General features: G+C 55.1%; 24 protein-coding genes and 2 tRNA genes. 15 read left to right on the forward strand and 11 right to left on the reverse strand.

Going from position 1 to position 25,366, the window contains the following annotated elements; genetic code table 11:
• Nucleotides 1-9 precede the first annotated feature (9 nt).
• The gene (gene hpnI, locus AL01_RS03575) at nucleotides 10-1,203 is read right to left on the reverse strand and encodes a bacteriohopanetetrol glucosamine biosynthesis glycosyltransferase HpnI (protein WP_077396044.1); all 1,194 of its coding nucleotides are present in this window, start codon (nucleotides 1,201-1,203) and stop codon (nucleotides 10-12) included.
• A 175-nt stretch (nucleotides 1,204-1,378) separates the two neighbouring features.
• Entirely contained in the window at nucleotides 1,379-2,038 is a 660-nt protein-coding gene (locus AL01_RS03580) for an ABC transporter substrate-binding protein (protein ID WP_077396322.1), read from the reverse strand.
• A gap of 358 nt (nucleotides 2,039-2,396) precedes the next feature.
• Here AL01_RS03580 and hpnH point away from each other — a divergent pair, with 358 nt between their 5' ends.
• The 6 genes from hpnH to AL01_RS03615 all read left to right on the forward strand — a co-directional run bounded on the left by hpnH (nucleotide 2,397) and on the right by AL01_RS03615 (nucleotide 7,422).
• Nucleotides 2,397-3,596 (forward strand): adenosyl-hopene transferase HpnH, encoded by a 1,200-nt coding sequence (gene hpnH / locus AL01_RS03590; RefSeq protein ID WP_077396048.1) that lies wholly within the window; start codon nucleotides 2,397-2,399, stop codon nucleotides 3,594-3,596.
• A gap of 84 nt (nucleotides 3,597-3,680) precedes the next feature.
• Entirely contained in the window at nucleotides 3,681-4,976 is a 1,296-nt protein-coding gene (locus tag AL01_RS03595; protein WP_077396049.1) for a hemolysin family protein, read from the forward strand.
• Nucleotides 4,977-5,258: 282 nt separating this feature from the next.
• Nucleotides 5,259-5,672 carry an RNA polymerase-binding protein DksA gene (gene dksA, locus AL01_RS03600; protein WP_077396051.1) on the forward strand — a complete coding sequence of 138 codons (414 nt, stop codon included), beginning with the start codon at nucleotides 5,259-5,261 and terminating at the stop codon, nucleotides 5,670-5,672.
• A 56-nt stretch (nucleotides 5,673-5,728) separates the two neighbouring features.
• Nucleotides 5,729-5,803: transfer RNA gene (locus tag AL01_RS03605), tRNA-Thr, on the forward strand.
• A 98-nt stretch (nucleotides 5,804-5,901) separates the two neighbouring features.
• Nucleotides 5,902-6,264, forward strand: coding sequence for an arsenate reductase (locus AL01_RS03610; RefSeq protein ID WP_077396053.1), 363 nt, complete (start codon nucleotides 5,902-5,904; stop codon nucleotides 6,262-6,264).
• Nucleotides 6,265-6,375: 111 nt separating this feature from the next.
• A complete protein-coding gene (locus tag AL01_RS03615) occupies nucleotides 6,376-7,422 on the forward strand; it encodes a hypothetical protein (protein WP_077396055.1) in 1,047 nt (348 codons plus the stop codon).
• Nucleotides 7,423-7,455: 33 nt separating this feature from the next.
• Here AL01_RS03615 and AL01_RS03620 read toward each other — a convergent pair whose 3' ends face one another.
• Both AL01_RS03620 and AL01_RS03625 read right to left on the reverse strand, forming a co-directional pair.
• Nucleotides 7,456-9,006, reverse strand: a complete 1,551-nt coding sequence (locus AL01_RS03620; protein WP_077396056.1) for a glycosyltransferase family 2 protein — start codon at nucleotides 9,004-9,006, stop codon at nucleotides 7,456-7,458.
• Complete coding sequence (locus AL01_RS03625; RefSeq protein WP_241502684.1) at nucleotides 8,996-9,469, reverse strand: hypothetical protein; 474 nt, start codon at nucleotides 9,467-9,469, stop codon at nucleotides 8,996-8,998. The genes AL01_RS03620 and AL01_RS03625 overlap by 11 nt, the downstream gene beginning before the upstream one ends.
• A 143-nt stretch (nucleotides 9,470-9,612) precedes the next feature.
• Between AL01_RS03625 and gap the strand changes: the two genes are divergently transcribed.
• Both gap and AL01_RS03635 read left to right on the forward strand, forming a co-directional pair.
• The gene (gene gap / locus AL01_RS03630) at nucleotides 9,613-10,635 is read left to right on the forward strand and encodes a type I glyceraldehyde-3-phosphate dehydrogenase (RefSeq protein WP_077396058.1); all 1,023 of its coding nucleotides are present in this window, start codon (nucleotides 9,613-9,615) and stop codon (nucleotides 10,633-10,635) included.
• Between the two features lie 2 nt (nucleotides 10,636-10,637).
• Nucleotides 10,638-11,831 carry a phosphoglycerate kinase gene (locus AL01_RS03635; protein WP_077396060.1) on the forward strand — a complete coding sequence of 398 codons (1,194 nt, stop codon included), beginning with the start codon at nucleotides 10,638-10,640 and terminating at the stop codon, nucleotides 11,829-11,831.
• Nucleotides 11,832-11,990: 159 nt separating this feature from the next.
• Here AL01_RS03635 and rpoH read toward each other — a convergent pair whose 3' ends face one another.
• Together rpoH and AL01_RS03645 are read right to left on the reverse strand one after the other, a co-directional pair.
• Nucleotides 11,991-12,911: an RNA polymerase sigma factor RpoH gene (rpoH, locus tag AL01_RS03640; protein WP_077396061.1), complete on the reverse strand. Its 921-nt coding sequence runs from the start codon at nucleotides 12,909-12,911 to the stop codon at nucleotides 11,991-11,993.
• Nucleotides 12,912-13,138: 227 nt separating this feature from the next.
• Nucleotides 13,139-14,140 carry an RluA family pseudouridine synthase gene (locus AL01_RS03645; protein ID WP_077396063.1) on the reverse strand — a complete coding sequence of 334 codons (1,002 nt, stop codon included), beginning with the start codon at nucleotides 14,138-14,140 and terminating at the stop codon, nucleotides 13,139-13,141.
• Here AL01_RS03645 and AL01_RS03650 point away from each other — a divergent pair.
• Nucleotides 14,124-14,540, forward strand: a complete 417-nt coding sequence (locus AL01_RS03650; RefSeq protein ID WP_241502685.1) for a DUF6476 family protein — start codon at nucleotides 14,124-14,126, stop codon at nucleotides 14,538-14,540. The two genes, AL01_RS03645 and AL01_RS03650, sit on opposite strands and share 17 nt — an antisense overlap.
• A gap of 34 nt (nucleotides 14,541-14,574) precedes the next feature.
• Here the strand turns inward: AL01_RS03650 and AL01_RS03655 are convergent, their stop codons facing one another.
• Entirely contained in the window at nucleotides 14,575-14,901 is a 327-nt protein-coding gene (locus tag AL01_RS03655; protein WP_077396065.1) for an ArsR/SmtB family transcription factor, read from the reverse strand.
• Nucleotides 14,902-15,088: 187 nt separating this feature from the next.
• On the opposite strand from AL01_RS03655, the gene AL01_RS03660 reads away from it, so the two are divergent.
• Nucleotides 15,089-16,174 (forward strand): alkene reductase, encoded by a 1,086-nt coding sequence (locus AL01_RS03660; RefSeq protein WP_077396067.1) that lies wholly within the window; start codon nucleotides 15,089-15,091, stop codon nucleotides 16,172-16,174.
• Between the two features lie 74 nt (nucleotides 16,175-16,248).
• Here the strand turns inward: AL01_RS03660 and rlmB are convergent, their stop codons facing one another.
• Nucleotides 16,249-17,052 (reverse strand): 23S rRNA (guanosine(2251)-2'-O)-methyltransferase RlmB, encoded by an 804-nt coding sequence (gene rlmB, locus AL01_RS03665; RefSeq protein WP_077396069.1) that lies wholly within the window; start codon nucleotides 17,050-17,052, stop codon nucleotides 16,249-16,251.
• Between the two features lie 75 nt (nucleotides 17,053-17,127).
• Between rlmB and AL01_RS03670 the strand changes: the two genes are divergently transcribed.
• The 3 genes from AL01_RS03670 to AL01_RS03680 all read left to right on the forward strand — a co-directional run bounded on the left by AL01_RS03670 (nucleotide 17,128) and on the right by AL01_RS03680 (nucleotide 20,916).
• Nucleotides 17,128-17,213: transfer RNA gene (locus tag AL01_RS03670), tRNA-Tyr, on the forward strand.
• A 165-nt stretch (nucleotides 17,214-17,378) separates the two neighbouring features.
• Nucleotides 17,379-18,197, forward strand: coding sequence for an HNH endonuclease (locus AL01_RS03675; protein ID WP_077396071.1), 819 nt, complete (start codon nucleotides 17,379-17,381; stop codon nucleotides 18,195-18,197).
• Between the two features lie 175 nt (nucleotides 18,198-18,372).
• Nucleotides 18,373-20,916, forward strand: coding sequence for an excinuclease ABC subunit A (locus AL01_RS03680; RefSeq protein WP_456303500.1), 2,544 nt, complete (start codon nucleotides 18,373-18,375; stop codon nucleotides 20,914-20,916).
• 45 nt (nucleotides 20,917-20,961) lie between these two features.
• Here the strand turns inward: AL01_RS03680 and AL01_RS03685 are convergent, their stop codons facing one another.
• The 3 genes from AL01_RS03685 to AL01_RS03695 all read right to left on the reverse strand — a co-directional run bounded on the left by AL01_RS03685 (nucleotide 20,962) and on the right by AL01_RS03695 (nucleotide 23,703).
• On the reverse strand, nucleotides 20,962-22,014 hold the full coding sequence (locus AL01_RS03685; RefSeq protein ID WP_077396072.1) for an NAD(P)-dependent alcohol dehydrogenase: 1,053 nt from the start codon (nucleotides 22,012-22,014) through the stop codon (nucleotides 20,962-20,964).
• A gap of 105 nt (nucleotides 22,015-22,119) precedes the next feature.
• On the reverse strand, nucleotides 22,120-23,076 hold the full coding sequence (locus tag AL01_RS03690; RefSeq protein ID WP_077396074.1) for an AraC family transcriptional regulator: 957 nt from the start codon (nucleotides 23,074-23,076) through the stop codon (nucleotides 22,120-22,122).
• 39 nt (nucleotides 23,077-23,115) lie between these two features.
• Nucleotides 23,116-23,703, reverse strand: coding sequence for an NAD(P)H-dependent oxidoreductase (locus tag AL01_RS03695; RefSeq protein ID WP_077396075.1), 588 nt, complete (start codon nucleotides 23,701-23,703; stop codon nucleotides 23,116-23,118).
• A 260-nt stretch (nucleotides 23,704-23,963) separates the two neighbouring features.
• Here AL01_RS03695 and AL01_RS03700 point away from each other — a divergent pair, with 260 nt between their 5' ends.
• Both AL01_RS03700 and AL01_RS03705 read left to right on the forward strand, forming a co-directional pair.
• Nucleotides 23,964-24,815, forward strand: a complete 852-nt coding sequence (locus AL01_RS03700; RefSeq protein ID WP_158075928.1) for a response regulator transcription factor — start codon at nucleotides 23,964-23,966, stop codon at nucleotides 24,813-24,815.
• Between the two features lie 17 nt (nucleotides 24,816-24,832).
• On the forward strand, nucleotides 24,833-25,360 hold the full coding sequence (locus AL01_RS03705) for a flagellar basal body-associated FliL family protein (protein ID WP_077396078.1): 528 nt from the start codon (nucleotides 24,833-24,835) through the stop codon (nucleotides 25,358-25,360).
• The last annotated feature ends 6 nt before the right edge of the window (nucleotides 25,361-25,366 follow it).

The raw sequence follows: 25,366 nt of genomic DNA on the forward strand, positions 1-25,366 counted from the left end.
TTGAGCTTGTTATAGGGACTTCGGAAGTTTTTTGCCACGGGAGATGTGCAGCGACCGCCCCCGCCACGTTACATGCGTGCCACGAGCGCTACCAACCATAACCAGGGCTGAGAGCCAATCTCGGAAGATGAGATGGGGCAAAAGGCTGGGCATAGCGCAGTTTGTAAGCTGTCCGATGCGGCGTGTCATGGCGTGGCGGCAGAGAAGTCCGCCCCCTAGCAGAGCCCAGGAAAACAAGCGGGCTGGTGCAAAAAGGACACAGAGGCTCCCCCAGAAAAGCGGTAGCTGGAGGGCAGAAAGCCCATAGCCGACCGGCTCCACACTGCGGACAGTCCGCCCCCAGCGGAGTTCGTGGCGGAATAGATCGCCTATATTTGTCTCAGCTACGGTGGTTTGACAGATGGTGTGGGCTAGGGCGATTTTCCCACCGTTGCGGCGGATGCACTGCCCGAGTACGGCATCGTCAGCAACATGCTGGACTAAGGCTTCCAGCCCGCCGATTTCTGCTAGATGTTTCCGCCGCAGGGCCATGGTGGCCCCCAGACAGTCCTGCCGCCCCATAAGGCGGGACATCATGACACCGGGTAGGAAATTGGTGTTGATGCTACAGGCTCCCAGTTTGCGGACAAGCGTTTGGCTGGCTGGCAGCCCCGCATAGAGAGTCGTGGCAAGCTGGACGCCATCTTGCTGAAGTGCCTGCACAATGCTGGTGACATAATCCGTACTGACATGAATGTCGGAATCGGAAATGATGAGTACGTCATGCTTGCAGGCGGGGAACATGTTAATGAGATTGCCCACCTTGCGGTTAGGGCCATGTTCCGTCTGGTCAATGACGATAGCTACATCTTGTTCTGGGTAACGCGTCTGTAGTTTCTGGACGACCTTTATAGCGGGGTCGTTCTCGTCTTGAAGGCCAAAGACGATTTGCCGTGCTGCTGGGTAATCCTGCTGGAAAAACGTTTCCAGTGCCTCTTCCAGAAGTGGCTCGTCCCCGTGTAGGGGCTTCATGATGCTCACACCCGGCAGGGAGTCTTCACGAGGGGCGGATGTTACCTGTTGAGGGGACGGAGACGCATCACCGGGGATATGAACAGTTCGGCGGAAGCGTTCTAATAGGACTGTCCCTATGGCACCCTGTATGTATCCGGCCAGTGAAAAGGCGCCGCTCACGGCAGACGCTATCGTAAGCAGTGAAGGCATCAGCGAGGATGTCCGTTAGAATGATAATGTTGATATGGCAGAATGGCCCCCTGCTGGCGGATAAAGGCCGTCTGCTTGGCTGGCAGGAAAAACCTGCCAGCCCTGCTATGGCGATTCCAGTGGTTAGATATGGTTTTGGAAGGGTCTGAAAAGAGAAAAGCCATGCAGTCCAGTTTTATTCTTGCAGGAAGTCATCTGCTTTCTTTGTCAGCGTACGAGCCAACCCGCTGGCACCACTCTGACTGAAGATGGTCTTAAAGTCGGATCGCTGGGCAGCAACTTGGCTGATATGGCCATCCAGCAGGATGTCCACGATACGCCAGCCATCTGGACCCTGAACCATTACGTAATCAATGGGTGTGGCGGACTCGGGAGAATCGTTCTTGTTGCCAATGGTCGTATGGACGATGGTACGTCCTTCGTCCACGCTGCTCTGGGCAACGGTGAAGGTAGCGTCTGTTCCCGGTTTGAACGTGGACGCATAACGGGCAATGGTAAACCGCTTGAAAGCGGTGATAAGGGCATCGCGCTCACTGGGGGAGAGCTGGTCGTAATGCAGACCAACTGAACGCTTGAGAATAGCATCCATGTTGAAAGCCCGGTCAACTTGCGGGGCAATCATGGCGCTGCGCTTGCCAATGCCAGCCCCAGAATGTTCGGACTGTTCCAGCGCTTTATAAAGGCCGGCAATTGGGGCCTGCGGTGTAGAAGGAGCCGCCGCCGGGGCAGTAGCCGCAGAGCGACTGGCCGCTTGTGCGGAGTAGGGGGCGATGGCGGTGGGGACAGCTGCTAGCAAGGCCATCATGCCAGTGGAAAACATAAGACAACGTTTCATATGCATGCTCTTTCCTCCTATGTGCCTGTTCATGCAAGAGGCCATGGGACTCTTGGCACGGGGTCCCTACGGGATGCTGCGTAACTGTGGTGAATCTGCTACAGTTGGCAGGGTAGTATAGCGCACTATGATTGAATGAACGAGTCTGACGGCGTTATAGCAGTGGCATGGGGCATCAGGGGTGTGCAGAAGGGGAGTAAGGATATCCTCTTGTGCTTGCATTTCCTTGCTGCTTCTGCAAAGGAACCGGCAGGTTTCGTGGTGGGTCCCAGCGATGGAAGGATATTCTGTACGCTAGGCACGGGTGTTCTGATACCGTGATGCAGCCCCCAGTGGAAAGAATGATCAGAGGATTATAATGGCCGTACCATTGATGCAGGCTGTCCGAGTTGGACGGTACGTTCTCAAGCAGCACCTGACCGGACGCAAACGCTATCCGCTGGTGCTGATGCTTGAGCCGCTGTTCCGCTGCAACCTGGCTTGCGCAGGTTGTGGCAAAATTGATTATCCCGCAAAGATTCTCAATCAGCGCATGAGCTATCAAGAGTGCATGGACGCTGATACCGAGGCAGGTGCCCCCGTGATTGCCGTGGCCGGTGGCGAGCCGCTGCTGCATAAGGAAATGCCGCAGATCATCGAAGGGCTGGTCGCACGCAAGAAGTACGTTTACCTCTGCACCAATGCTCTCTTGCTGGAGAAGAAGATTGACGATTACAAACCGTCACCTTTCTTCTCATGGGACATCCATCTGGATGGTGACCAGCAGATGCACGACTCGTCTGTCTGCCAGGAAGGCGTGTATGAGCGGGCAGTTAAGGCCATCAAGCTGGCTAAGTCTAAGGGCTTCCGTGTGTCCATCAACTGCACGCTCTTCGACGGTGTAAAGCCGGAGCGTGTGGCGGCATTCTTTGATGAAGTCATGAAGCTGGGTGTTGATGGTGTTATGACGGCACCGGGTTATGCCTATGAGCGTGCCCCTGATCAGGAACACTTCCTGAACCGCCAGAAGACCAAGACCCTGTTCCGGGATATTTTCCGCCTGGGTAAGGGCCATAAATGGCGCTTTACGCAGTCTCCGTTGTTCCTGAACTTTCTTGCAGGAAATGAGACCTATCACTGCACGCCGTGGGGTAAGCCGCTGCGTACAGTTTTTGGCTGGCAGCGCCCCTGCTATCTGCTCGGTGAAGGCTACGCTAAGACCTTTAAGGAGCTAATGGACGATACGGCGTGGGATCAGTACGGCACGGGTGCTTATGAGAAATGCGCCGATTGCATGGTCCATTCCGGTTATGAGTCCACTGCGGTGATGGATGCGGTCCGCCGCCCTCTGCATTTCATCAAAGTGGCCCTTCAGGGGCCGGAGACTGAAAAGCCTATGGCTCCAGAGATCTCTCTGGCCAATCAGCGTCCGGCTTCTTATGGTTATGATGATGAAGTAGCCCGTCAGCTTGAGCGTATCGAGGGCGAGGAAGCCAAGAGCGGTAAGAAGCCTGCTCGTGGGCCGCGTGTCCGCATCAATGGCCGTACGGAAGGCTCTGCTGCTCCGGCTGCTAAGTAAGGTAAGGGCTGTTTTTCCCTCCTGCCCTGATGAGGGCTTCACTGCGTCTTGTAGCGTGGAGCAGATCAGGGCAGGATAAGTCCTATGATGATTCCCGTTCTGACAATTCTTCTTCTGATCTTCCTCAATGGCATTTTCGCTACGGGAGAGCTGGCTCTTATTTCGGCCAAGAGGGCTCGGCTGTCCAATTTGGCACAGAAGAAAGTAGCAGGCGCAGAACGGGCGCTTAAATTAGCTGAAAATCCTCAGAATTTCCTGCCAACTGTACAGATCGGCATGACTCTCGTTTCCATTCTGGAAGGTGCCTTCGGTGGCAGCCAGTTGGAAGAGGGGGTTCAGCGGCTTATTGAGCATTGGGCGGTTCCGGAACCTTTTGCGGGGGAGCTGTCCATCATCATCGTTGTGGCGTTGATTACATTCGCCATGCTGGTTTTTGGTGAGCTGGTGCCCAAGCAGATTGCTTTGCGGCGTCCGGAAACTATTGCCATCCGTCTCTCCTCTACTTTGGTGGTGTTGGCCTGGTGCACGAGGCCGGTTGTTTGGTTGTTGAGCAAAACAACAGACCTCGTTCTGCGGTTGATCGGTATTGGCTCCATGCCCCGCGTAACCGTGACGGAGGAGGAGCTGAAGGCCGTTCTGCAAGAAGGTATGCAGGCGGGCATATTGGAGACGGAAGAACGGGCGATTATCGAGCGTCTGCTCCGTCTAGCGGATCGTCCCGTTCGGGCCATCATGACGCCTCGTAATGAACTGTTTTGGGTAGACCGCAATGCCGATGCGGAAACGTTGACTAAGAAGCTGCGCCAGTCTTCTTATGGACGCATTGTGGTGTGTGATGGTGATGTAGATCACCCCGTTGGTGTCATGCTGGCTAAAGATGTGATGGATAGGCTTCTTCTGGGCCTGCCTCTCTCCGTAGAAGCTGTCCTGCGGACACCGCCTGCTATCCCAGATAGCCTAACAGCGCAGGGGATGATTGAACGCCTCAAAGGTATTTCTTTAGGGATTGTGTTTGTCTTTGATGAATACGGGTCTTTTGAAGGGATTGTGACACCTTCAGATGTGTTTGAGGCCATTATTGGGGATGAAGCACTGGACGTTTCGGCAAGAAAAGTCACGGAAGCTGACGGGAAAGAAGAATATATCCTCGATGGCACCATGCCGATTGATGATGTGTGCGTGCGTTTGGATATTCCCGTTCCGCCTGAGGATGGTCGCTATCACACACTTGGTGGGGCCGTGATGGCCCTGTTGCGGCGTGTGCCGGCCAAGGGGGATAAGGTCGTTTTCTCTGGTTGGCTTTTTGAGGTGCTGGAGATGGAGCGTCGCCGTGTTCTGCGGGTACGGGCTAGCCGGTGGGGGGCTCTGGCAAAAAATTGACGGCTTCCCACTTCTGGGGCGGTCCATTATGTTAATGGTAAATAAAATACTTGTAGCATTTTTATAAATGAACAATGGAAGTCCCATATAATATATGGGTTATAAAGTGTGATGTTGAAAAAAATGGCACTATTCTCTCCCTGAAATGGAATATTCACCAAAAAAAACGGGTCTCTGTCTTGGAGATTTCTGACCGGACCGATATAAACCGGTCATCAACTTCTCTGTCCGTGTCGCTGTGGAGCGGTGAGGTGGGGGAGGCTCTGCGAGAGGGAGTTCTGAATGATCACGCTTTCACCTGACTACCGTCCTTCAGAAGATGAAGAGTTCATGAATGAACAGCAGCTGACGTATTTTCGGCAGAAGCTTCTTCATTGGCGGATGGACCTTCTCAAGGAAGCCGGGGAGACTTTGGCTAGTCTGTCTGAAGGGGGTATCCGTGAGGCTGATTTGACGGACCGTGCCACCGTGGAAACGGATCGTGCCTTTGAGCTGCGGACTCGTGACCGTGCTCGTAAGTTGATTATCAAGATTGATATGGCTCTGGCCCGGATTGAGGATGGGTCTTATGGCTATTGTGAAGAAACGGGTGAGCCTATCGGCCTTCAGCGGTTGGAAGCTCGCCCGATTGCCACATTGTCGCTGGAGGCGCAGGAGCGTCACGAACGGCATGAAAAGATTTACCGAGACGACTGATTAGGGGTTGCATGGCGGGGACGAACAGGCTAGTTAACCCGCCATAGGACAGCAATGCTGCTGTAGCTCAGTGGTAGAGCACTCCCTTGGTAAGGGAGAGGTCGCGAGTTCAATCCTCGCCAGCAGCACCATTCTTTCAGGCTTCCAGTTTTCTGTTGAGGCCATATATTGTCCCTATATTTCATGAAAAATGAAATAGTCCGTTTCCTTATGGAGAAGCACGTTCAGTATGGTTGATACGGTTGTTCTGTATGGGATTAAGACCTGCTCTACCGTCAAGAAAGCCATGAACTGGCTGGAAGAGCGGGGCATCGCTTTCCGCTATCATGATGTTCGCAAAGATGGGCTGACAGCGTCTCAGCTAGAGGGATGGGCGAAGATTGTAGGGTGGGAGAAGCTCCTCAACCGTTCCAGCCTGACATTTCGCCGTCTTGATGATGCAGCGAAGCAGGACCTGACGGAAACCCGTGCCGTGGCCCTGATGCTGGAACACCCAACCTTGGTGCGCCGCCCTGTCCTTGAGAAAGGAGAGACGGTCATGGTGGGGTTTAAGCCGGAGATTTATGAGGAGCTGTTCAGCCAGAAAGCCTGATGCAGGGCTCTGAATAGAGGGAAAAGGGTCCTCGTTGGCCTGAGTGGGAAATGATAGAAGAGGCTCCAGTCTGGTTCTGGGGCCTTTTGTCATTTGAGGAGGGAGAAGTTTATGGAGGTGTTTTCACGGCGGTCCTCTGTACTTCCTCCACGGCGGTCAGAAGAGACATGTCCTGTCATGGAGCCGGAGCAAGTACAGGCTTTGTTCCGGCGGCGTCTTACGGATATCTGTGCCCGTTTTGCAGAGTGGCAGGTGCCTATCATTGTTAGTGGGGTGATAGGGGACGTGCCACCGGATCGCTGGCGTCGTCGAGAAGGGACGCCTCTGTTAGATGGGCAGACAGGTACATCTCTTTTGCTGGATATGTCCCCCTCTTTGTTGGAGGGGGAAGGGCTGCATGCGGGGGAGCATGTCCGTGTCTGCGGCCTGTTGAGGGCGCATCTGCACCGGGGGCAGATTACTCCTCGCTTTGAAGTTTTGTCCATCATACGGGATGCCGAAGAGGCGGCGGAGAGGCAACGAGAAGAGCTTTTGCAGCTTTTGCGGGAGATGCCCCCGCAACGGCGTAGTTTTCCCGTTCGTGAGGGGGCTAGGATGCTGTTGCTGGGTGTTGGTGTCGGGTTGGAGAGGCTGAAGGCTATTCAGCAGTCGCTCGGCGGTTTCTGGACAGAACGGAATGTAACGGTACGGTCGATACCGGATCATGGTGGCTGTGCAGAGCTTTCTTATCTGCATGGTGTGGAGCAGGATGTTATCTTGCTGGTGATTGCTGGAAGCCGTCTGGCCGAGATGGATTCTTCACCTTTCGTGAAAGGCCTGTTGCAATGTCCAGTCTATCGTGTCTTAGCGTATGATGTTGCAGCTGATAGTAGTGATACGGCTACCACCATCCTACCGCACATGGTGGACTGTTTTTTCCAAACAACGGCGGAGGCAGTCAGTTTTATTAGGCAGCAGAGCGGCGTAGTGCGGCGGCATCAGGAAGAAGAGCGGGCGCATCAGGAAGAGTTGGCCGCCTTACGGGCTAGCCTTGCCGCTCTGGCTGAGCGCCCTCGAGATGGTAGAAGCTCGTCAGCCCTTCTGCTGTTTTCAGTCGGGTTGTGTCTGGGAGGTGGGTTGGTAGCGATGGCCCTGTGGGGGCTGCCTCATCTTTTCTAGGGGGCATTTTAAGCCCCCTATTGAGAGTGCAGTTTAGGGTAGGAAGTCTGGCTTAGGCTGAGATGGTAGAAATTCTGCCAAGATAGGGGCCAGATTATGCAGATGCTGGGCAGATGCCGGGGAAAGCAGCAGCAATGCCCGTGCAAGATCATAGGGCTGGAGGTCGGGATGCCCTGCAAGCCATGTGAGGAGTCCGTGAACACTCAGCCCATCTGGTTCATCAATAGGTGGCAGAGGGGTGTAAAGGAAGGCAGGTACCGCATTGGTTGGTATTATTTCCAGCGGTGTGCTGCCATGACCGGTCTCGTGTGGCAGATGGACAAACTGCTGTTGTGTGCTGGGTGTAATGCTCAGGCTGGCCATGCCAAACGGACAGGGTGCATCCCCGAGGGTGAAGGGTGAACGGTCCTGCCCATAGAGGGTAAGGAGGTGTGGGGTGCTTTCCAGCCGGAATCCGATGAGCGGTTCATGGTGATTCGGTGGATCGCCTTCCAGCAGTCTTCCTTCTGGGAAGCGCAGAAGAACGGTCTGCCCTGTTTCATAACGGGTAGAGAATTGCGGGTTCAGGAGCAGGTCACTGCGGACAGAGGAGCGTATCCGGTCATAGTGGAACGTGTCATGCTGCACGTGGCTTCGGATGGCTAAATCCGTCTCATCTTCCTGATGTTTCAGCTGAGCTTCCTCAAGCTGAGGCTCTACCAGTTTCTGCAAGCGGGAGAGGCCTGCCCGCAAGGCGCTCTCTCTTAGCTGGTTGGCCAGCTGGCGCATGGTTTGCAGGTTCCGCGTTTGCGGTGCCGTCATCTGTTCATTGCGGTTGTAATAGGCCCGCATAGGAGGGGGGAGTTCCTCCTCATTATGGGCCAGCGCGCAGATGTAATGCTGGATGCACCCACCCTCCCACAATTCCGGGTGGAGGGATTCATCGCCGGGTATAAAGGGACGCCCATTGGGGCGGAGTATCTGCTCGGGGGATAGCCCTAGCATGTGCGGGTCGGCCAGTTTAGCTGGGGCAGGTAGGCAGTCTAGCCGGGCTATAAGTCGGACAAACCGATGATCGGCGAAAACAGGCGGGGCGTGCCATGTATGATTGGCAACGACATGGCCCGGTGGAGGCGTAAGCAAGCCAGCATCACCGTAAATCCGCCAGTGCAGAGCAAAGGCGGTAGTTTCGTCCTTGGCCTGATATAGTAGGGAGGTCAGTTCCCGGCTGGGGGCTAGATATTCATCTGCATCCAGAATGATGACCCAGTCATCCACAGGGGTGGTTTCGCCGTTTTCCTCGTCAACCACCTCTTGCGGCATGGCTTGGGTGACGTGGTGCAAATGGGAAATGGCCTGCCGGGTCATCTCCAGACGATGTTCTTCGGGAGTCTGGTTTGGCTCGGCTTCTACCGGGTGCCACGAGAGGGGCCAGTCTTGCCGGAGGCTCTGGACAATCTGCCGGGCATCATCAAAGGCCCCGCTATCCATGATGGCGATATGTTCAATCCCAAGGGCCAGATGCCATGCTAGCCATCCCGACAGATTGCGGTCTGCCTGCTTAAGAAGAACGGCACAGGTAAGACGGGGAAGCCTATCGAACATAAATACGTACCATGTCGCTTTGAAGGGTCGGGTTGGAGCCGACCCGCATCTCGAGCTGGATGGGGCGGGCCCCGGCAGCCAGAATATGGCTGGCAACCGGATTGACGAGAGTCTGCGTTAGATGCTGAAGGGACTGTGCTTCAGCCTCTGGTGTCTTCTGCATGGGAGCCATGCCTTGGACGATAAACAGGATGTTCGTTTTGCGGCTCAGTGCCAGTTTGGTGGCTTTTTCTACCGCTGGGCCGTAGTCCTGCTCCGGTGTGCCGCCAGCGATCTGAAGGAAGGCTGGTTTTTCAGGGGCGGGGGTTGGCAGCGGTGGGGCCGCTGTCTTGGGCGGTCTGCCAGCCTGGGCATCAAATGTGCGCTGATCGATAGGATTACAGGCACAGAGAGGCGCTGCCAGCAGGAGCATAACGGTAAAACGGACTCGCAGGATGGAGCGGGGGACAAAAAGAGCCATCATAAAACAATTAGTTACAGGAAGCGGGGCATGACGCAAGAGGGAAGCAGGGCTGCTTTAAAAACTTCATTTTCCCTCTGTCCCTCTCTGGCAGTGGTGCTATGGATAAGAAGTCCTTTAGCTACCAATTACGGAGGAAGCGACCAATGGCCGTTAAAATTGCAATCAACGGGTTCGGACGTATCGGGCGTCTGGTTCTTCGTGGCATCATCGAAAGCGGACGCACTGACGTCGAGCCGGTTCTGATCAACGATCTCGGCTCTGTGGAAGCCAACGCTCACCTTCTGAAATATGACACTGTCCACGGTCGCCTGCCGGCTGAGGTCGAGGTCGTCAATGGCGATCTGCTCATCAAGACCCATCAGGGCCGCACGATCGGTCCCATCAAGGTGACAGCTCATCGCAACCCGGAAGAGATTCCGCTTCAGGGTGTTGATGTGGCCATGGAATGCACAGGCCTCTTCACGGCCCGTGACAAGGCTTCTGCCCTGCTGACAGCCGGTGCCAAGCACGTGCTGATCTCCGCTCCGGGTAAAGATGCTGACGCTACAATCGTGTACGGCGTGAACAATGATGCCCTGAAGCCGGGCATGACCATTGTTTCCAACGCTTCCTGCACGACCAACTGTCTCTCCCCGGTTGCTTCCGTTCTGGATGAGACATTCGGCATCGAGCGTGGTTACATGGTGACCGTTCACTCCTACACGGGTGACCAGCGCACCATCGACACACTGCACAAAGACCCGCGTCGTGCCCGTGCTGCTGCTGTCAACATCATTCCGACATCCACAGGCGCTGCCCGTGCTGTTGGTCTGGTTCTGCCGCAGCTTAAGGGTAAGCTGGATGGTACAGCCATCCGCGTGCCGACGCCGAACGTGTCCCTCGTGTCTCTGGACTTCGTGCCGAAGCGTAAGCCGTCTTCCGTTGAGGAAGTCAACGAGGCTCTCCGTCAGGCTTCTGAAGGCCGCCTGAAGGGCATCCTCGGCTACAACACGGAGCCGCTGGTGAGCCACGACTTCAACCACGTTCCGTTCTCCTCCACCTTCGATGCTACACAGACAGCACTGGTTGACGGTGGTGAGCTGGTTCGTATCTGCGCATGGTACGATAACGAGTGGGGCTTCTCCAACCGCATGTCTGACACAGCTTCTCTGTTCGGGAAACTCTGATCATGGCTTTTCGCACGCTTGATAAGGCGGAGGTACGTGGCAAACGCGTACTTCTCCGCGCTGACCTGAATGTTCCCATGCATGAGGGTGCCATTACCGATACGACCCGTATCGAGCGTGTGCTGCCGACCATCCGTGAGCTGACTGAGAAGGGGGCTAAGGTCATCCTTCTCAGCCACTTCGACCGCCCCAAGGGCAAGGTCGTTCCTGAGATGTCGCTGGCACCTGTTGGCAAACGTCTGGGTGAGCTTCTGGGTCGCCCGGTTGCTTTCGCTACGGACTGCGTAGGCCCCAAGGCTAAAGAAGCCGTGGATGCGCTGAAGGATGGTGATGTTCTTCTGCTGGAGAACACACGCTTCCACGCTGAGGAAGAGAAGAACGATCCTGAGTTCTCCAAGGCACTGGCTGCCAACGGGGATATCTATGTGGATGATGCCTTCTCTGCTGCTCACCGTGCCCATGCCTCTACAGAGGGCGTGGCCCATCTGCTGCCCGCTTATGCTGGCCGCCTGATGGAAGCCGAGCTGAAGGCTCTTTCTGCTGCGCTGGAAAGTCCGAAGCGTCCCGTTGGTGCTGTGATCGGTGGTTCCAAGATCTCCACGAAATTGGACCTGATCGGCAACGTGCTGGACAAGGTGGACGTTCTGTTCATCGGTGGGGCTATGGCCAACACCTTCCTCGCTGCAGAAGGCGTGAAGGTCGGCAAGTCCCTCCAGGAATCCGACATGCATGAGACAGCCCGCAAGATTGCTGCTCACGCTAAGGAAAAAGGCTGCAAGCTGGTTCTGCCGGTTGATGCTGTCGTGGCTCGTGAGTTCAAGGCGGGTGCTGCCTCTGAGGTTGTGCCGGTGGACAAGGTGCCAGATGACACTATGATCCTTGATGCTGGGCCGAAGACGGCTGAGCTGATCTCCAAACATCTGGCCGACCTGAAGACTCTGGTCTGGAACGGTCCGCTGGGTGCTTTCGAGATTGCACCGTTCGATAAGGCAACTGTGGAAGTGGCTCGTGCCGCTGCCAAGCTGACTGAAGAAGGCAAGCTGCTGACGGTGGCTGGCGGTGGTGACACCGTTTCCGCTCTGCGTCACGCTGGCGTAGCCGACCGTATGAGCTATGTCTCCACGGCTGGCGGTGCCTTCCTCGAATGGCTGGAGGGTAAGACCCTTCCGGGTGTTGAGGTGCTGCGCGCCAAGTAAGATCAGCTTTGCTGGTTGTTACGGAAGAGGCGGTGTCCTTCGGGGCATCGCCTTTTTTTATGTTTGTTGGAGGTTCGCCATATAAAAAACGCAGCAGGAACGAACTCCTTACTGCGTTCTGCCCGGAACATTTACCGGGTTTCAAAAAGGGGAAAAGACTCAGGCTTTGGGGTTGTCTTCCGACTCATCAGAGAATCCCTGTTCTTTGCGCCGTTCCTTGACGGCAGACGCCATGGCTTTTTGGAGTTTCTCCATAGCGCGGGCTTCAATCTGGCGGATGCGTTCACGGGAGACGCCATAATGATGGGAGAGTTCCTCCAGTGTGGAAGGGTCTTCCTTCAGGCGGCGTTCTGTCAGAATGTGGCGTTCACGCTCATTGAGGGTCTGCATGGCTTCGGTTAGAAGGGCCTTGCGACCGGCCATGTCCTCGCTCTCGGCCAGCGTGTCTTCCTGATTTTCGTTCTGGTCTACCAGCCAGTCCTGCCATTCCTGTTCACCATCCACACGCAGCGGGGCATTTAGGCTGTGGTCCGGTGCTGTGAGGCGGCGGTTCATGGAGATGACATCCTGCTCCGGCACGCCAAGGGTCTTGGCGATATGGTCGATCTGCTCCGGCTGGAGGTCGCCTTCCTCGTAAGCCTGCATCTGCCCCTTGAGGCGGCGAAGATTGAAGAAGAGCTTCTTCTGGGCAGCGGTCGTTCCCATCTTCACTAGAGACCAGCTATGGAGGATATATTCCTGAATGGCCGCACGGATCCACCACATGGCATAGGTTGCCAGACGGAAGCCCCGTTCTGGGTCAAAACGGCGGACAGCCTGCATCATGCCGATATTGCCCTCGCTGATCAGCTCGCTAACGGGCAGGCCATAGCCCCGGTAACTCATGGCGATTTTGGCAACGAGACGCAGATGTGACGTGACCAGCTCATGAGCGGCAGTGCTGTCATGCTTGTCGCGCCAGCGGCGGGCAAGGGCTAATTCTTGTTCGGAAGTGAGAAGAGGGAACCGCCGGATTTCCTGAAGATAACGGGAAAGGTTGGTCTCTGGACCGATAGCGGGAAGAGTTGAGGGAGACTTCATACGATTTCGACTCCTTGCACCCGGCTGATGAAAAGGCAGGTAAACCGGACCAGCCCCTTCACCACAGGAACGATGAGACCAGCCCGTCCATCCTAATGCTGGTCTGCTCGTATCTCTATCGCAAATATGGCAATAGAGACATGTTCATTCTTTATGGGACGCTTCTTGTCCTATAATTCTCTAATTGATTCATTCAAGAAGTCAAACTTAATAAAAAGTTATGTAAGTCACCCTTCTGAAAGAGCCATTATCAGAGCTTGGAGGTCGTCCGGAAGAGGTGCAGAGAAATGCAGTTCTTCCTTTGTTCGTGGGTGGATGAAACCCAACGTGGCGGCATGTAGAGCTTGCCGGGGGAAGTCGAGGGCTTGGTGGCGCACATCTACGGGTAGTTTGCGGGCGGCAGCTGGTACACGGCGCAGATAGACAGGGTCGCCCAGCAAGGGATGCCCATTATGGGAGAGATGAACCCGGATCTGATGGGTCCGCCCGGTTGCTAACCGACATTCCACAAGGGACACACCAGCATGGAAGGTCTCTTTTGTCGTGAAGCGTGTCAGGGCGTGTTTGCCGCCTTGGGTGACTACAGCCATGCGTTTACGGTCCCGTTTGTCGCGACCGATGGCCCCTTCAAATTCGCCTGAGGGGGGAAGAAGCCCCCATGCTAGAGCGAGGTAAGCCCGTTCCATTGTGCGGTTGGCGAAGGCCTCGGATAGGGCCTCATGGGCGAGGGGGGTTTTGGCTACAACCATCACGCCGGATGTATCCTTGTCCAGTCGGTGGACAATGCCGGGGCGTTTCTCGCCGCCAATGCCTTCAAAATCCGGCCCGCAATGGCCGAGAAGGGCGTTGACGAGAGTGCCCGTTTCATTGCCGGGAGCGGGATGCACGACCAATCCGGCTGGTTTATCCAGCACAATAAGGTCTCTGTCCTCAAAGAGGATGTCCAGAGGGATGCTTTCTGCTTGTGGGCGGGCGGGTTCTGGCGGGGGAAGGCGTAGTTCTAGCTGCATCCCCTCACGCAGGGTGAAGGCAGGGTCTCGCCGGGGCGTGCCGTTGCAGGTAAGGTGCCCTGTTTCGATCAGAGCTTTAACACGGGAGCGGGACAGGGTACCGATGGCATCGGCTAGCATACGGTCAGCCCGCTGCCCCGCTTGCTCGTGCGTGATGGTGAAAGAGAAGAGTGCGGGTGCATCCGCTGGGAGAGAATCGGAAATGAATGAGTCGGACATGTCCCCTAATCTAGTCGAGCCGGGGCAAAACAGCGAGTCGAACCCGCCTCGTACCCCTAAAGCTCTGGTGGCGGCTGTCATCATCATGGGGGTGATGATTATTCTGGGGACGGTCTTGCTGGTGGGGATCATCATTCATCGCATGATGAATCACTCAGCGTCACCTTCGGCTCCGTCTGCAGTGCAGACAATGGCGGGGCCATCGTCATTGGCAGGACCAGCTTTGCTGAAATTGCCTCGTCATGTGGGTGAACAGGTTATGGCTGTTACGGCCCGTCCTGATGGTGCGTTAGCTGTTACGTTGCGAGATGGGCAGGGAAATGCCCGTATTCTACTGTGGCAGCCAGAGCAGGCCCGCCTTGTGGCAGAATTGACAGTAGCAAACCCTGCTGAACAGTGATGGCACGAGACCATGAGGACAGGCTGGCGATGGCTCAGCCGTTCTCTGGTAGAGAGGTAGGACATTCCCGTAGGATGGAGGTCATTAGGCCGGGGAAGCGTTCTTCCAACACATCAAGACGGAGTGTGTTGTGGTGCTGGACCCCTTCCACACGGGTGTGCAGGATGCCGGCCTCTCGCAGGACCTGAAAATGATGCGACATGCTGGATTTTGGCCTGCCACGCAGAAGGGTCGTGCAGTTAGCCTCGCCCAGACTGTGCAGATGGCAGATGATGCCTAGACGGACAGGGTCTGCTACGGCCCGTAGCAGGGGGAGGAGAGTGATGTCTTCCGGGGCGGGGTGGTGATACAGCGCAGCCATGAGAGCGTGTATCGGGAGTCGGAGGGCTGTTTGTCAAGGTTTTATAGTTTTATTCATATGGAACAAATTTCATTGTTCCATGTTGATGGAACGAAAAGGAAGTGTTAGCGTTTGAAAAGAACGGGAGGGACACCGTGTGTCTCCGTCTCTGTTATCTGTCTGGTTATGTTTTTCAGGAGAAAACACCATGCCAACACTTTTCGACTCCATTTCCTTCGGGTCCATCAAGGCGGCTAATCGTGTCGTCATGGCACCGCTTACACGGGCACGGGCAGGCAAAGATGCCGTACCGACATCCATCATGGCAGAGTATTATGCTCAACGAGCAAGTGCTGGCCTGATTATCTCCGAGGCGGTGGGTATTTCCCGTCAGGGTCTTGGCTGGGCCTATGCCACGGGTATCTGGAATGAGGAGCAGGTGAAGGGCTGGAAGGCCGTTACCGATGCCGTGCATGAAAAGGGCGGCAAGATTGTCTGCCAGCTCTGGCACATGGGGCGGATGGTTCATTCCTCCGTTACAGGCGAGCAGCCAGTGGCACCGTCTCCCTCAACGGCACCGGGGCATATTCATACTTATGAGGGCAAGGCCCCTTATGAGGAAGCCCGTGCGCTGCGTCTGGATGAGATTCCGGGGATTGTGGAAAGCTATGCCCATGCGGCCCGCAATGCGATGAAGGCCGGTTTTGATGGTGTGCAGATTCATTCTGCCAATGGCTATCTGCTGGATGAGTTCCTGCGGGACAGCACTAATCACCGGACGGACGCTTACGGCGGGTCTGTTGAGAATCGTCTGCGCCTGCTGCGTGAGGTGACGGAAGCTGTCATCAAGGAAGTTGGGGCCGAACATGTCGGCGTCCGTCTTTCTCCGAATGGGGAAGTGCAGGGCACGATTGATAGCAACCCAGAAGCTGTCTTCATCCCGGCGGCAAAGATGCTGAATGATCTGGGCGTGGCGTGGTTGGAACTCCGTGAGTCCAACCCGTCCAGCACCTTCACATTTGCTGGGGCTACGGAACAGCCGAAATTGTCACCGGAAATCCGTAAGGTCTTTACCCGTCCGTTGGTGCTGAATCAGGAATATACACGGGATGAGGCCCTGAAGGCCGTGGCGGAGGGTAAAGCTGATGCTATCAGCTTTGGTCGTGCCTACATTGCGAACCCGGACCTCGTGCGCCGTCTGAAGGATGATTTGCCGCTTCAGGATGATGACATGGCGACATGGTACGGCCCGATTGGAGCCAAGGGCTATACGGATTATCCGTTCGCCAAGTGATGGGCTGATAATATCGCCTGAAAGCGGGGTGGCGACTGGTATTTCCGGTCCCACCCCGTTTTTGTAGGAGGGTATTAGTCTAGCGGGCGGGTCAGCTCGTACAGGGCTACGGCGGAAGCGTTGGAGACGTTCAGGCTCTCCATCGGGCCGGACATGTAGATTGAGGCGATCTCATCGCAGGTTTCCCGTGTCAGGCGGCGCAGACCGGCTCCCTCGGCTCCCAGAACCAGAGCGATACGGCGGTCGCCGAGCTGGTTACGGTCTAGCCTGGTGCCGCCTGCATCCAGCCCTACAACCCAGAATCCGGCCTTTTGTAGTCCTTGCAAAGCACGGGAGATGTTGGTTTCCCGGATGATGGGCACGACATCTAGCCCGCCAGAGGCGGCTTTGGCCATGGTACCGGTTTCATCGGGCGTATGGCGGTCCTGCACTAGGAGGGCAGCGGCCCCGAAAGCAGCGGCCGAGCGCAAGATGGCCCCAATGTTGCGGGGGTCCGTAACCTGATCCAGCACCAGAATGGGGCCGGGGCGGTCGATGACATCCACAATGGCGGGATTTTCCAGCGGTTCGACATTTAGGCAGACGCCCTGATGCACGGCGTCCTTCCCACAGAGGGCATCCAGCTCTTCCCGGCTGACGATGCGGGGCTGATGCGCTGTGTCGGGCAGGGAGTCTGCGGCTTCCTTCGTAGCAAGAAGGCTATAGATGATTCGTGCTGGGTTTAGGAGGGCAGCCTCCACGGCATGCTGGCCGTAGATCCAGTAGCCTTTACCAGTAGCGGGGGCTCCGTGTTTGGTCGTGCTGCGGCGGGAGCGGTTGCGGGAGAGATTTTGCGCCTCGGGCAGTGCCACACGGCGGGAGGATGATTTTCTAGCCATAATCCTTTGTATAATCTTTCTTGATCGCATTGACATAGTAAGAAATGCGTATTATCACACGCACATCCTGAGTTCGGAGGGGTGCCCGAGTGGCTAAAGGGGGCGGACTGTAAATCCGCTGGCGTACGCCTACGTTGGTTCGAATCCAACCCCCTCCACCAGGATGTTTTTCCCTGAAAAGTTGGTTGTATTGGTGGGGACACTCCGTGTCGTTGAGCGCTCTGTTGCTTCTTAAATTGTATGGCCTTTCTTTCCGTTTCTAAATAGAACTTGTATTTGCAATAGAATATTTTATTTCTAATTGCGTGCTACGGAGCATATTATACATGTTATGGCCTTTTGAGTTGCATAGAGCTTATCATCGTCGAAACGATATACATGCTCGTTTTGGAGGGCAGCAACAGGGAGGCATTTCAACTCCAGCGAATGTTCCGGGTATTTTTATTTTTACTGGCCAGGGTGGTAGTGACGTCGGATACCAAGATGATTTTTTACCCGATGGAACATTTCATTATACGGGTCAGGGACAGGTCGGCGATATGCTCATGTCGCGTGGCAATTTAGCTATTCGTGATCATGTGCAGAATGGGAAAGATATTCTTCTATTCCACCAGACAAAAAAAGGTGGGTTGGTTCGTTTTGAGGGGATATTTGTATGTGGTGGGTGGGAGTTTAAGGATCAGATAGATATAACGGGGCAAAAGCGAAAAGCGATTGTTTTTGTCTTAGTACCACAAAAAGACTTCCTAGTAGAGATGGAAGATCAAGCGGTAGAGGTCGTTTCTAAGATTTCTTTAACTGATTTGAGAGAACGTGCCTTACAAGCAGCTAGCACGCCGCAGGTGAGTAGTGCACGGGCAGCCTTAGAGGATGTTCGGGTACGAAGTAAGGTTGTCAGAGAGTATGTTTTAGCGCGTTCGGGCGGACGTTGTGAAAGCTGTGAAAAGGAAGCTCCATTCTTTACGGCACTGGGGCAGCCATATCTCGAAGCACATCATATTCATAAGTTAAGTGATGGTGGTCCCGATCATCCTGCATCTGTGGCAGCTCTTTGTCCTAATTGCCATAGGCGGGCCCATTGGGGGGCTGATAGTACAGAGCTGAATAATTTTTTATTAGATAAGATTAGTAAGTTTGAGGTATAAAATTAAATAATTACGATTTATGTGATAAATTAAGTGTTTTTTATTATAAAAATATTTAAAAAGTATTGTTTATCTATCAAATGGTCCATTTTATACTGAGAGTAAGCATGTTAGTATTTTTTTATGATAACGATCAGTTCTGACGATCATGTCTGGAGCTGGTCAGAAGGGGCATATGGTTATGGCGCCATCAGATAATCAGTCTTCTCACTATCGGAAACCAGAAGACATGATCCGCCTAGAAGGTGCGCAGGAGCATAACCTGAAGGATGTTTCGCTGGAGGTACCACGGGGTTGTCTGGTGGTGTTTACCGGTGTTTCCGGCTCGGGCAAGTCATCTCTGGCATTTGGGACGCTCTATGCCGAGGCGCAGCGGCGGTATCTGGAGACGGTCGCTCCTTACGCACGGAGGTTGTTCCACCAGCTGCCCCCACCGAAGATACGTAGCATCGAAGGGCTACCGCCCGTTATTGCCCTTCAACAGCAGGCAGGCACGAGCAGTCGTTCGTCCGTGGGCAGTGTGACGACTCTCTCCAATATGTTGCGGATGCTTTATTCCCGGGCGGGGACGTATCCAGCTGGTGCGCCCATGCTGGAGAGTGACGACTTTTCCGCCAATACGCCGCAGGGAGCCTGTCCACGCTGTCAGGGTACGGGGTGGCTCTATGATGTCGTGGAAGAAAAGATGGTGCCCGACCCGACACTGACTTTGCGGGAAAAAGCTGTGGCCGCATGGCCCGGTGCGTGGCAGGGGCAGAACCTGCGGGACATTCTCATGATGCGTGGGGTCGATCTGGATACACCTTGGCAGGACCTGCCCAAGGAAACACGGGATTGGATTCTATACACGGATGACACCCCGACAGAACCGATCTACCGGGGCCTGAACTATGTTGAGAGTCAGGCGGCCATCAAGAGGGGAGAACCGGCGACCTATCAGGGTACCTTCGCCAGCGCACGCCGCCACGTGATGCAGAGTTTTCACGGCTCCAAGAGTGCGAAGATGCGTGCCCGTGCGGCGGCCTTCATGCAGGCGACGCGCTGCCCGGTCTGTCACGGTGCCCGTTTAAAGCCTGAGGCTCTGGCCGTGACGTTCGCAGGGCAGGATATTGCCGCTTTGTTCCATCTGCCTCTGGAACAGCTTCATGCCGTGCTGAAAGACCAGCTGGCAAGGGAGCGGCGGGGCGATGCTCAGGGGCGTGTGATTGAGGAGATCGGTACATCTTTACTCCGGCGGCTGGAGATTTTGCTGGAGCTAGGGCTGGGTTATCTGCAGACGGACCGGACTGTAGATAGTCTTTCTCCCGGCGAATATCAGCGTTTACGGTTGGGGACGCAGGTTCATTCTGCCCTGTTTGGCGTGGCCTATGTGCTGGATGAACCCGCTGCCGGACTGCATCCAGCGGATATTGAGGCCTTGCTGAATGTGCTGGCCCGTCTGCCCCGGGCTGGAAACTCCCTGTTGGTCGTAGAGCATGATCCTGTCGTTATGCGGCGAGCGGATTGGTTGGTGGATATCGGCCCCGGGGCGGGCAGTCATGGTGGGCAGGTTCTTTACAGTGGGCCACCGGATGGCCTCCGGCAGGTGGAAGCCTCCCGTACACGGCCTTATCTCTTTGCCCCGCCGCCTTTGGAGCGTGAGTCTGGTCGGCAGGTGGAGCGGTGGCTTCAGCTTGAGGGCATCACATGGCGGAACATGAAGGACCTGTCTCTGAAGCTGCCGCTTGGTGTTCTGGTGAGCGTGACGGGTGTTTCTGGTTCTGGCAAGTCCAGTCTGATCAGTCAGGCTCTGGTGAGTCTTTTGGGGCGTGCGCTGGGCCAGAAGGTCGAGGAAGCGGACGAACCGCAGGATGGTGATGATACCACGCTGCTGGCGGATGAGGGTGTGGAGGCCCAGCCGGAGGGGTGTGTCGTTGCGGGGCTGGAGCATGTCCGGCGTCTGGCCATTATTACGCAGAAGCCTATCGGGCGGACGTCACGTTCTAATCTGGCCACTTACACGGGCATTTTTGACCAGATACGCAAACTTTTTGCGGCTACGGACGCGGCACGCAAGGCGAAGCTGGATGAAAGCTGCTTTAGCTTTAATGTGACCAAGGGGCGGTGCCCGCATTGCGAGGGGTTGGGAACGGTCTCGGTTGGTTTGCTCTTCATGCCCGGTGTGGAGGCTCCTTGCCCGGTCTGCCATGGGGCACGCTATAAGGACGAGGTGCTCGCCATCACGTTGCGGGAGAAAAACATCGCTGATGTGCTGGCTATGACAGTGGAAGAGGCTTGCACCTTCTTTGCTGGCGATGGTGCATTGGTTCGTGGTTTGGAAACGTTGGAGCAGTCCGGCCTTGGCTATCTCCGCCTTGGCCAGCCCGCACCGGAACTTTCCGGCGGCGAGGCGCAGCGGCTCAAACTGGCAACAGAGCTACAGAAGCGCCGGCCCGCCCCCATGCTCTATATTCTGGATGAACCTACGACCGGCCTACACCCCTCCGATACGGATAGGTTGCTGGGGCAGCTTCAGTCGCTGGTGGAGCAGGGGCATAGCGTGGTGGTGACCGAACATAACATGCGTGTAGCGGCGGCGAGTGACTGGGTGATCGACATCGGCCCCGGCAGTGGGGAAAAGGGCGGGAAGATTATTGCTTCCGGCCCGCCGGAAGAGGTAGCCCGGAATCCCGCTAGCAGAACAGGCCTGTATTTAGAGGCGGTTTTGGCAGGGAAATGACATGGGCCCGCCCCACCCGAGGTTGGGGTGGGGCGGATTGGATGATCAATCTACTGTCAATGTACTCATGTCGATGACGAAACGGTAATATGTGTCACCTTTTTCGAGATGTTCAAACGCTTTGTTGACGTCCTGAATGGGGATCATCTTCGTTTCTGGTAGGATGTTTTTGCTAGCGCAAAAATTCAGAACCTCTTGTGTTTCACGGATGCTCCCGATGAAGGAGCCAGCCACACGGCGGCGGCCGTAAATAAGCGGCACGCTGGAACTTTCCGGCATGGGGCCGATCTGCCCGATCATGACGATTGTGCCATCTACATCTAGCAGAGGCAGATAGGGGGTGACATCGTGTTTCACCGGGGTGGTGTTGAGAATGAGGTCCAGACTATGGGCCGCTTTTTTCATTTCTGTTTCATCGGTGGAAACCAGTACTCTTTTGGCGCCTAGCGCAAGGGCTTCTTGCTCTTTTGCGTGGCTGCGGGAGAGGACGGTGACTTCGGCCCCTAGGGCAACAGCCAGTTTTACGGCCATCTGTCCCAATCCGCCAAAACCGATCACGGCTACTCGTTTGCCCGGCCCAACCTGCCATGTACGAAGTGGCGACCATGTCGTGACACCCGCACAAACCAGTGGTGCGGCTCTGGAAATATCCAGCCCTTTGGGTACCTTCAGCACAAATTCTTCACGGGCGACTAGATGTTTGGAGTAGCCGCCCATGTTGGGGGTTTTCTCCACGGCATCCATGCCGCCATATGTGCCGCCGCACATTCCTTCACGGCAATATTGTTCTTCCCCTTTTCGGCATTGGTCGCATGTTTGGCAGCTATCAACCATGCAGCCAACCGCAACAATGTCGCCGACTTTGTGATGGGTAACATCCGGCCCAACACTAATGACACGCCCTATGATCTCGTGCCCCGGGACGGCGGGGTAAATTGTTTGTCCCCAGTCATTGCGTGCCCAATGCAGGTCGGAATGACAAACACCACAATAGAGGATCTCCATCACCACATCGTTGGGACGTGGAGAGCGGCGGTCGAAATGGAAGGGGGTGAGAGCTTCTTCAGCAGAGTTACAGGCAAAACCAATGGTACGCATGGAACGATCCCTTCTCAGGAAAAGCAGCTATGAGACGGATCGACTGTGAGTCTGCGATGTGTCTATTTTGTGTTCAATCATGCAGGGGGATGTTTGGTGCGTATTTTAGAACCAAACATCTTCATGCTGCTTTTTGTAGGTTTCCACACCTATGCGCCGGATATGGTTGAGGTCCGACTGTGGGGGACGGCCAAAGATTTTTTTGTAATCACGGCTGAATTGGGAGGGGCTATCATAGCCTACCTGAAACCCCGCACTGGCGGCCTTCATGCCCTCATGCACCATCAGGCGGCGTGCTTCTTGTAAGCGAATTTTGGTCCGGTATTGGACGGGCGTCATGCCTGTTAGTTCGCCGAAGCGTTTATAGAAGTTGGATTGTCCCATTCCGGCTATCTTGACCAGTGTGCTGATTTCGAACCGTTTTTGAAAATGCAGACGCAGATGGCTGATAGCCCGGTTAATGCGGGAAAGGTCACTTGTTCCACGTGCCACCGACTGGAGGATATGGCCTTGCTGGCCATGCAGAAAAAGATAGAGCAGCTCCTTTTTGTAGAGCTGGGCCAGAAATGTCTGGTCGCCGTCTTTAGCGAGTAACTCGACCAGTCGTAGCAGGGCATTTAGCAGGCTATCGGTTATCTGGCTTACCCCCATAGCAGAGACAGGGGAGATGTTTTCTTCTGGCAGGGCTAGTGTCCGGGTTTGTTGAGGCACGGTAGCCCGACTCTCCCAAAGGAGTTGTTCCATTTCTGTCGGAGAGAAGCTGACACATAGGGCTAGATAAGGAGTGTCTACCGAGGCATGAGTGATCTGGCCAGAGACGGGAAGGTCCAGTGTGGAGATCAGATACTGGCCTTCACCGTAAGATAGGGGGTGGTCATGGAGGTGGAGAATTTTCTCTCCCTGTACGACAATATAGATGCGGGGTTCATAAACGACCAGAACAGGGTCCGTCACTGTTTCAGTGCGGTAGAGGGTCAGGAAGTCGAACGCTGTATGCGTGACCTTTTCCGGGCAATGACGGAGGACTGCCGCTTGAAGGGCAGAAAGCTGGGTGCAGGACATGGCTTTGCCTCCGGTGTCTGATCTTCCTGACCTGACAGTTTATGGGGTGATGATAACCTGTTCGATGTGGCGGCGGTAAGCGGCCTTTATAGCCTCCACATTCGGATTTTTCATTACGTCGGTTGCTAGAAAGGTGGGTAGCTTTTGCATGCCGAGAAAGGCATGTGCCCGATAAAAGGGAAACAGCACGGCGTCGATTCCACCGCCCCCGAAGAACTGGTCTTTATCCTCAAAGGCCTCGAGAGGGGCATTCCATGTGGTGGAGACCATGAAGCGTTTACCCTGTAGCAGACCACCGTCCCCATAATGTTTTGAGGGATCGTGCCGGCTGCGGCCATCGTTGCTGTAAAATACGCCATGAGCCTGTGTGAAGACGTTATCCATATATTTCTTTAGAGGCCACGGTGTGCCCATCCACCAGCCAGGGAATTGGTAGATGACGGTCTCTGCTTTCTGAAAGGCCTTAATTTCGTCCTCAACATCATAGCCCTCATCAATGACAGTCTGACTGACAGATAAGCCATGATCGTGCAGGCAGGTCGCAGCAAGGTTCTGGAGGGTTTGGTTCAGCTTTCCTGCGGAGTGGGCAAAAGCTTTTGCACCGTTGATGAGATGGATGTGGGCCATGTGTGGTCCCCTTCCGTGACTGGGTTGTGGAGATGTCCAGTTCATTAACAGGGAGGGTTGACGTCAAGGGAAAAGTGAGAGCAGGACTTTTTAAAAAGGACATAAAAAGGCCTTGATGTGATAGGGTTTGTGGCAATTTTTCTCTTTGTTTAAAGGAATATTCTAATTGCATTTAAAATATGGAAGGATATTTTAATGTCACGTTAGCATTATGCCTTGATAGTAGGAGACGTAGAACGATGAAAAAAAGGAAAACTGCCATGAGATTGATTTGCGTTGGTGATAGTCCGAAGAACATGGACGGACGGCCCTGCTCCACTCTGTCTGAAGCTGTTTCCGAAGGAGGAATCTTTCTGCGTATTTCCGGACGGGAGGGTGTGCTGAGTGCCCTGCGTAATGATCAGTCCGATGTGGCTGTCATTCAGCAGACTAACCCAGACCCGTTGCTAATCCGCACGATTCGTAATAACCGCTTCAGCCTGCCAATTTTGGTCATTGCACGAAACCTTACAGCCCATAATGTGGCCGAGGCCCTCGCCGCTGGTGCAGATGACTGCGTGCCTATTACAGTCGGGCCGGTGGAACTTCTTGCACGTCTAAAGGCCATTGTCCGGCGTGTTATGGATCATGGCGTGACCAGTCAGATCATCACGGTGGGTCGTTTGACGGTGAAGGAAGATACCCGTGAGGTGCTGGTGGATGATGAGCTTCTGCCGCTGACGCAGGGTGAATATGACATTATGTCCCTTATGGTACGCCGTCGGGGTAGCCTGCTGAACAAGGCGGCCATCCTATCTACCCTGTATGCTGGACGGGAAAAGCCTATCAGCAAGACCATTGATGTGATGGTTTGCCGTATTCGCCAGAAACTGCGCGCAAGAGGGATTCAGAAGCCTTTCATCACGAGTTGGGGCATGGGCTATCGGCTGAATGAAGAAGCCTTCCTGCCACTTGGTGCCCGTGCAGAGGATGAGGTTGCACCTGTCCAGCAGGCCATCCGAGAAGCCAGCATACCCGTTTCTGCCGGTCTGGGTGTAACAGCTATGGCTGGTGAGATGGAGGGACGCCGTCTTGTAGAAAATGTGGCCAGACAACCGGTCCATCAGGATTAAGAACGGAGCGGAATGGCATGAGTGAAGAGGCAGACCCTTCGGCAGTTGGAGGCGATGAAACAGGCATCACGACTGACGGAAAGAAAGGCTTTTCCAAGAAGAAAATGGCCATTCTGGCCGCCGTGCCCCTGCTGTTGATTGGCGGGGGCGTGGGAGCTTGGCAAGCCCATCTTCCGCCGTTTGGTGGTGGCGGGAAGTCTGCGACCAAGGCTGCGGCAGCAGAGGGAAAGGAGGCGGCTTCACACCGCCTTCTTCTGTCTGTTCCTTCCGCAACGGCAAATCTGGATAACGGTGCCGGACGGACGGTTTATGTCAAGATGACAGCCAGCGTAGAGGTGGAAGGCGCCGACACTTTGGCAGCTCTTCAGGGGCGTATTCCTGAGGTGCAGGATATTTTTCAGACATATCTGCATGAAAGTCGCCCGCAGGACCTGCACGGCAGTGGCTTTTATCGCCTGAGGGAAGCGTTGCTGAGACGCCTACGTGTGGCCTTTGCCCCGCTGAATGTCACAAACATTTATATTACGGAACTTCTAACCCAGTAAGGTGGA

Origin of the sequence: Bombella intestini (assembly GCF_002003665.1) — a bacterium.
In the GTDB taxonomy this organism is placed as follows: Bacteria; Pseudomonadota; Alphaproteobacteria; order Acetobacterales; family Acetobacteraceae; genus Bombella; species Bombella intestini.

Excerpts from the sequence above, each read along its gene's own strand:
- AL01_RS03705 (WP_077396078.1), top strand. The coding sequence starts at position 24,833 with ATGAGTGAAGAGGCAGACCCTTCGGCAGTTGGAGGCGATGAAACAGGC.
- hpnH (WP_077396048.1), top strand. The coding sequence starts at position 2,397 with ATGGCCGTACCATTGATGCAGGCTGTCCGAGTTGGACGGTACGTTCTC.
- AL01_RS03655 (WP_077396065.1), bottom strand. The coding sequence starts at position 14,901 with ATGGCTGCGCTGTATCACCACCCCGCCCCGGAAGACATCACTCTCCTC.
- AL01_RS03660 (WP_077396067.1), top strand. The coding sequence starts at position 15,089 with ATGCCAACACTTTTCGACTCCATTTCCTTCGGGTCCATCAAGGCGGCT.
- AL01_RS03635 (WP_077396060.1), top strand. The coding sequence starts at position 10,638 with ATGGCTTTTCGCACGCTTGATAAGGCGGAGGTACGTGGCAAACGCGTA.
- AL01_RS03595 (WP_077396049.1), top strand. The coding sequence starts at position 3,681 with ATGATGATTCCCGTTCTGACAATTCTTCTTCTGATCTTCCTCAATGGC.
- AL01_RS03645 (WP_077396063.1), bottom strand. The coding sequence starts at position 14,140 with ATGTCCGACTCATTCATTTCCGATTCTCTCCCAGCGGATGCACCCGCA.
- dksA (WP_077396051.1), top strand. The coding sequence starts at position 5,259 with ATGATCACGCTTTCACCTGACTACCGTCCTTCAGAAGATGAAGAGTTC.
- AL01_RS03675 (WP_077396071.1), top strand. The coding sequence starts at position 17,379 with ATGTTATGGCCTTTTGAGTTGCATAGAGCTTATCATCGTCGAAACGAT.
- AL01_RS03695 (WP_077396075.1), bottom strand. The coding sequence starts at position 23,703 with ATGGCCCACATCCATCTCATCAACGGTGCAAAAGCTTTTGCCCACTCC.
- AL01_RS03580 (WP_077396322.1), bottom strand. The coding sequence starts at position 2,038 with ATGAAACGTTGTCTTATGTTTTCCACTGGCATGATGGCCTTGCTAGCA.
- rpoH (WP_077396061.1), bottom strand. The coding sequence starts at position 12,911 with ATGAAGTCTCCCTCAACTCTTCCCGCTATCGGTCCAGAGACCAACCTT.
- AL01_RS03690 (WP_077396074.1), bottom strand. The coding sequence starts at position 23,076 with ATGTCCTGCACCCAGCTTTCTGCCCTTCAAGCGGCAGTCCTCCGTCAT.
- AL01_RS03615 (WP_077396055.1), top strand. The coding sequence starts at position 6,376 with ATGGAGGTGTTTTCACGGCGGTCCTCTGTACTTCCTCCACGGCGGTCA.
- gap (WP_077396058.1), top strand. The coding sequence starts at position 9,613 with ATGGCCGTTAAAATTGCAATCAACGGGTTCGGACGTATCGGGCGTCTG.
- AL01_RS03650 (WP_241502685.1), top strand. The coding sequence starts at position 14,124 with ATGAATGAGTCGGACATGTCCCCTAATCTAGTCGAGCCGGGGCAAAAC.
- AL01_RS03620 (WP_077396056.1), bottom strand. The coding sequence starts at position 9,006 with ATGTTCGATAGGCTTCCCCGTCTTACCTGTGCCGTTCTTCTTAAGCAG.
- AL01_RS03700 (WP_158075928.1), top strand. The coding sequence starts at position 23,964 with ATGAGATTGATTTGCGTTGGTGATAGTCCGAAGAACATGGACGGACGG.
- AL01_RS03685 (WP_077396072.1), bottom strand. The coding sequence starts at position 22,014 with ATGCGTACCATTGGTTTTGCCTGTAACTCTGCTGAAGAAGCTCTCACC.
- hpnI (WP_077396044.1), bottom strand. The coding sequence starts at position 1,203 with ATGCCTTCACTGCTTACGATAGCGTCTGCCGTGAGCGGCGCCTTTTCA.
- AL01_RS03680 (WP_456303500.1), top strand. The coding sequence starts at position 18,373 with ATGGTTATGGCGCCATCAGATAATCAGTCTTCTCACTATCGGAAACCA.
- AL01_RS03610 (WP_077396053.1), top strand. The coding sequence starts at position 5,902 with ATGGTTGATACGGTTGTTCTGTATGGGATTAAGACCTGCTCTACCGTC.
- rlmB (WP_077396069.1), bottom strand. The coding sequence starts at position 17,052 with ATGGCTAGAAAATCATCCTCCCGCCGTGTGGCACTGCCCGAGGCGCAA.
- AL01_RS03625 (WP_241502684.1), bottom strand. The coding sequence starts at position 9,469 with ATGATGGCTCTTTTTGTCCCCCGCTCCATCCTGCGAGTCCGTTTTACC.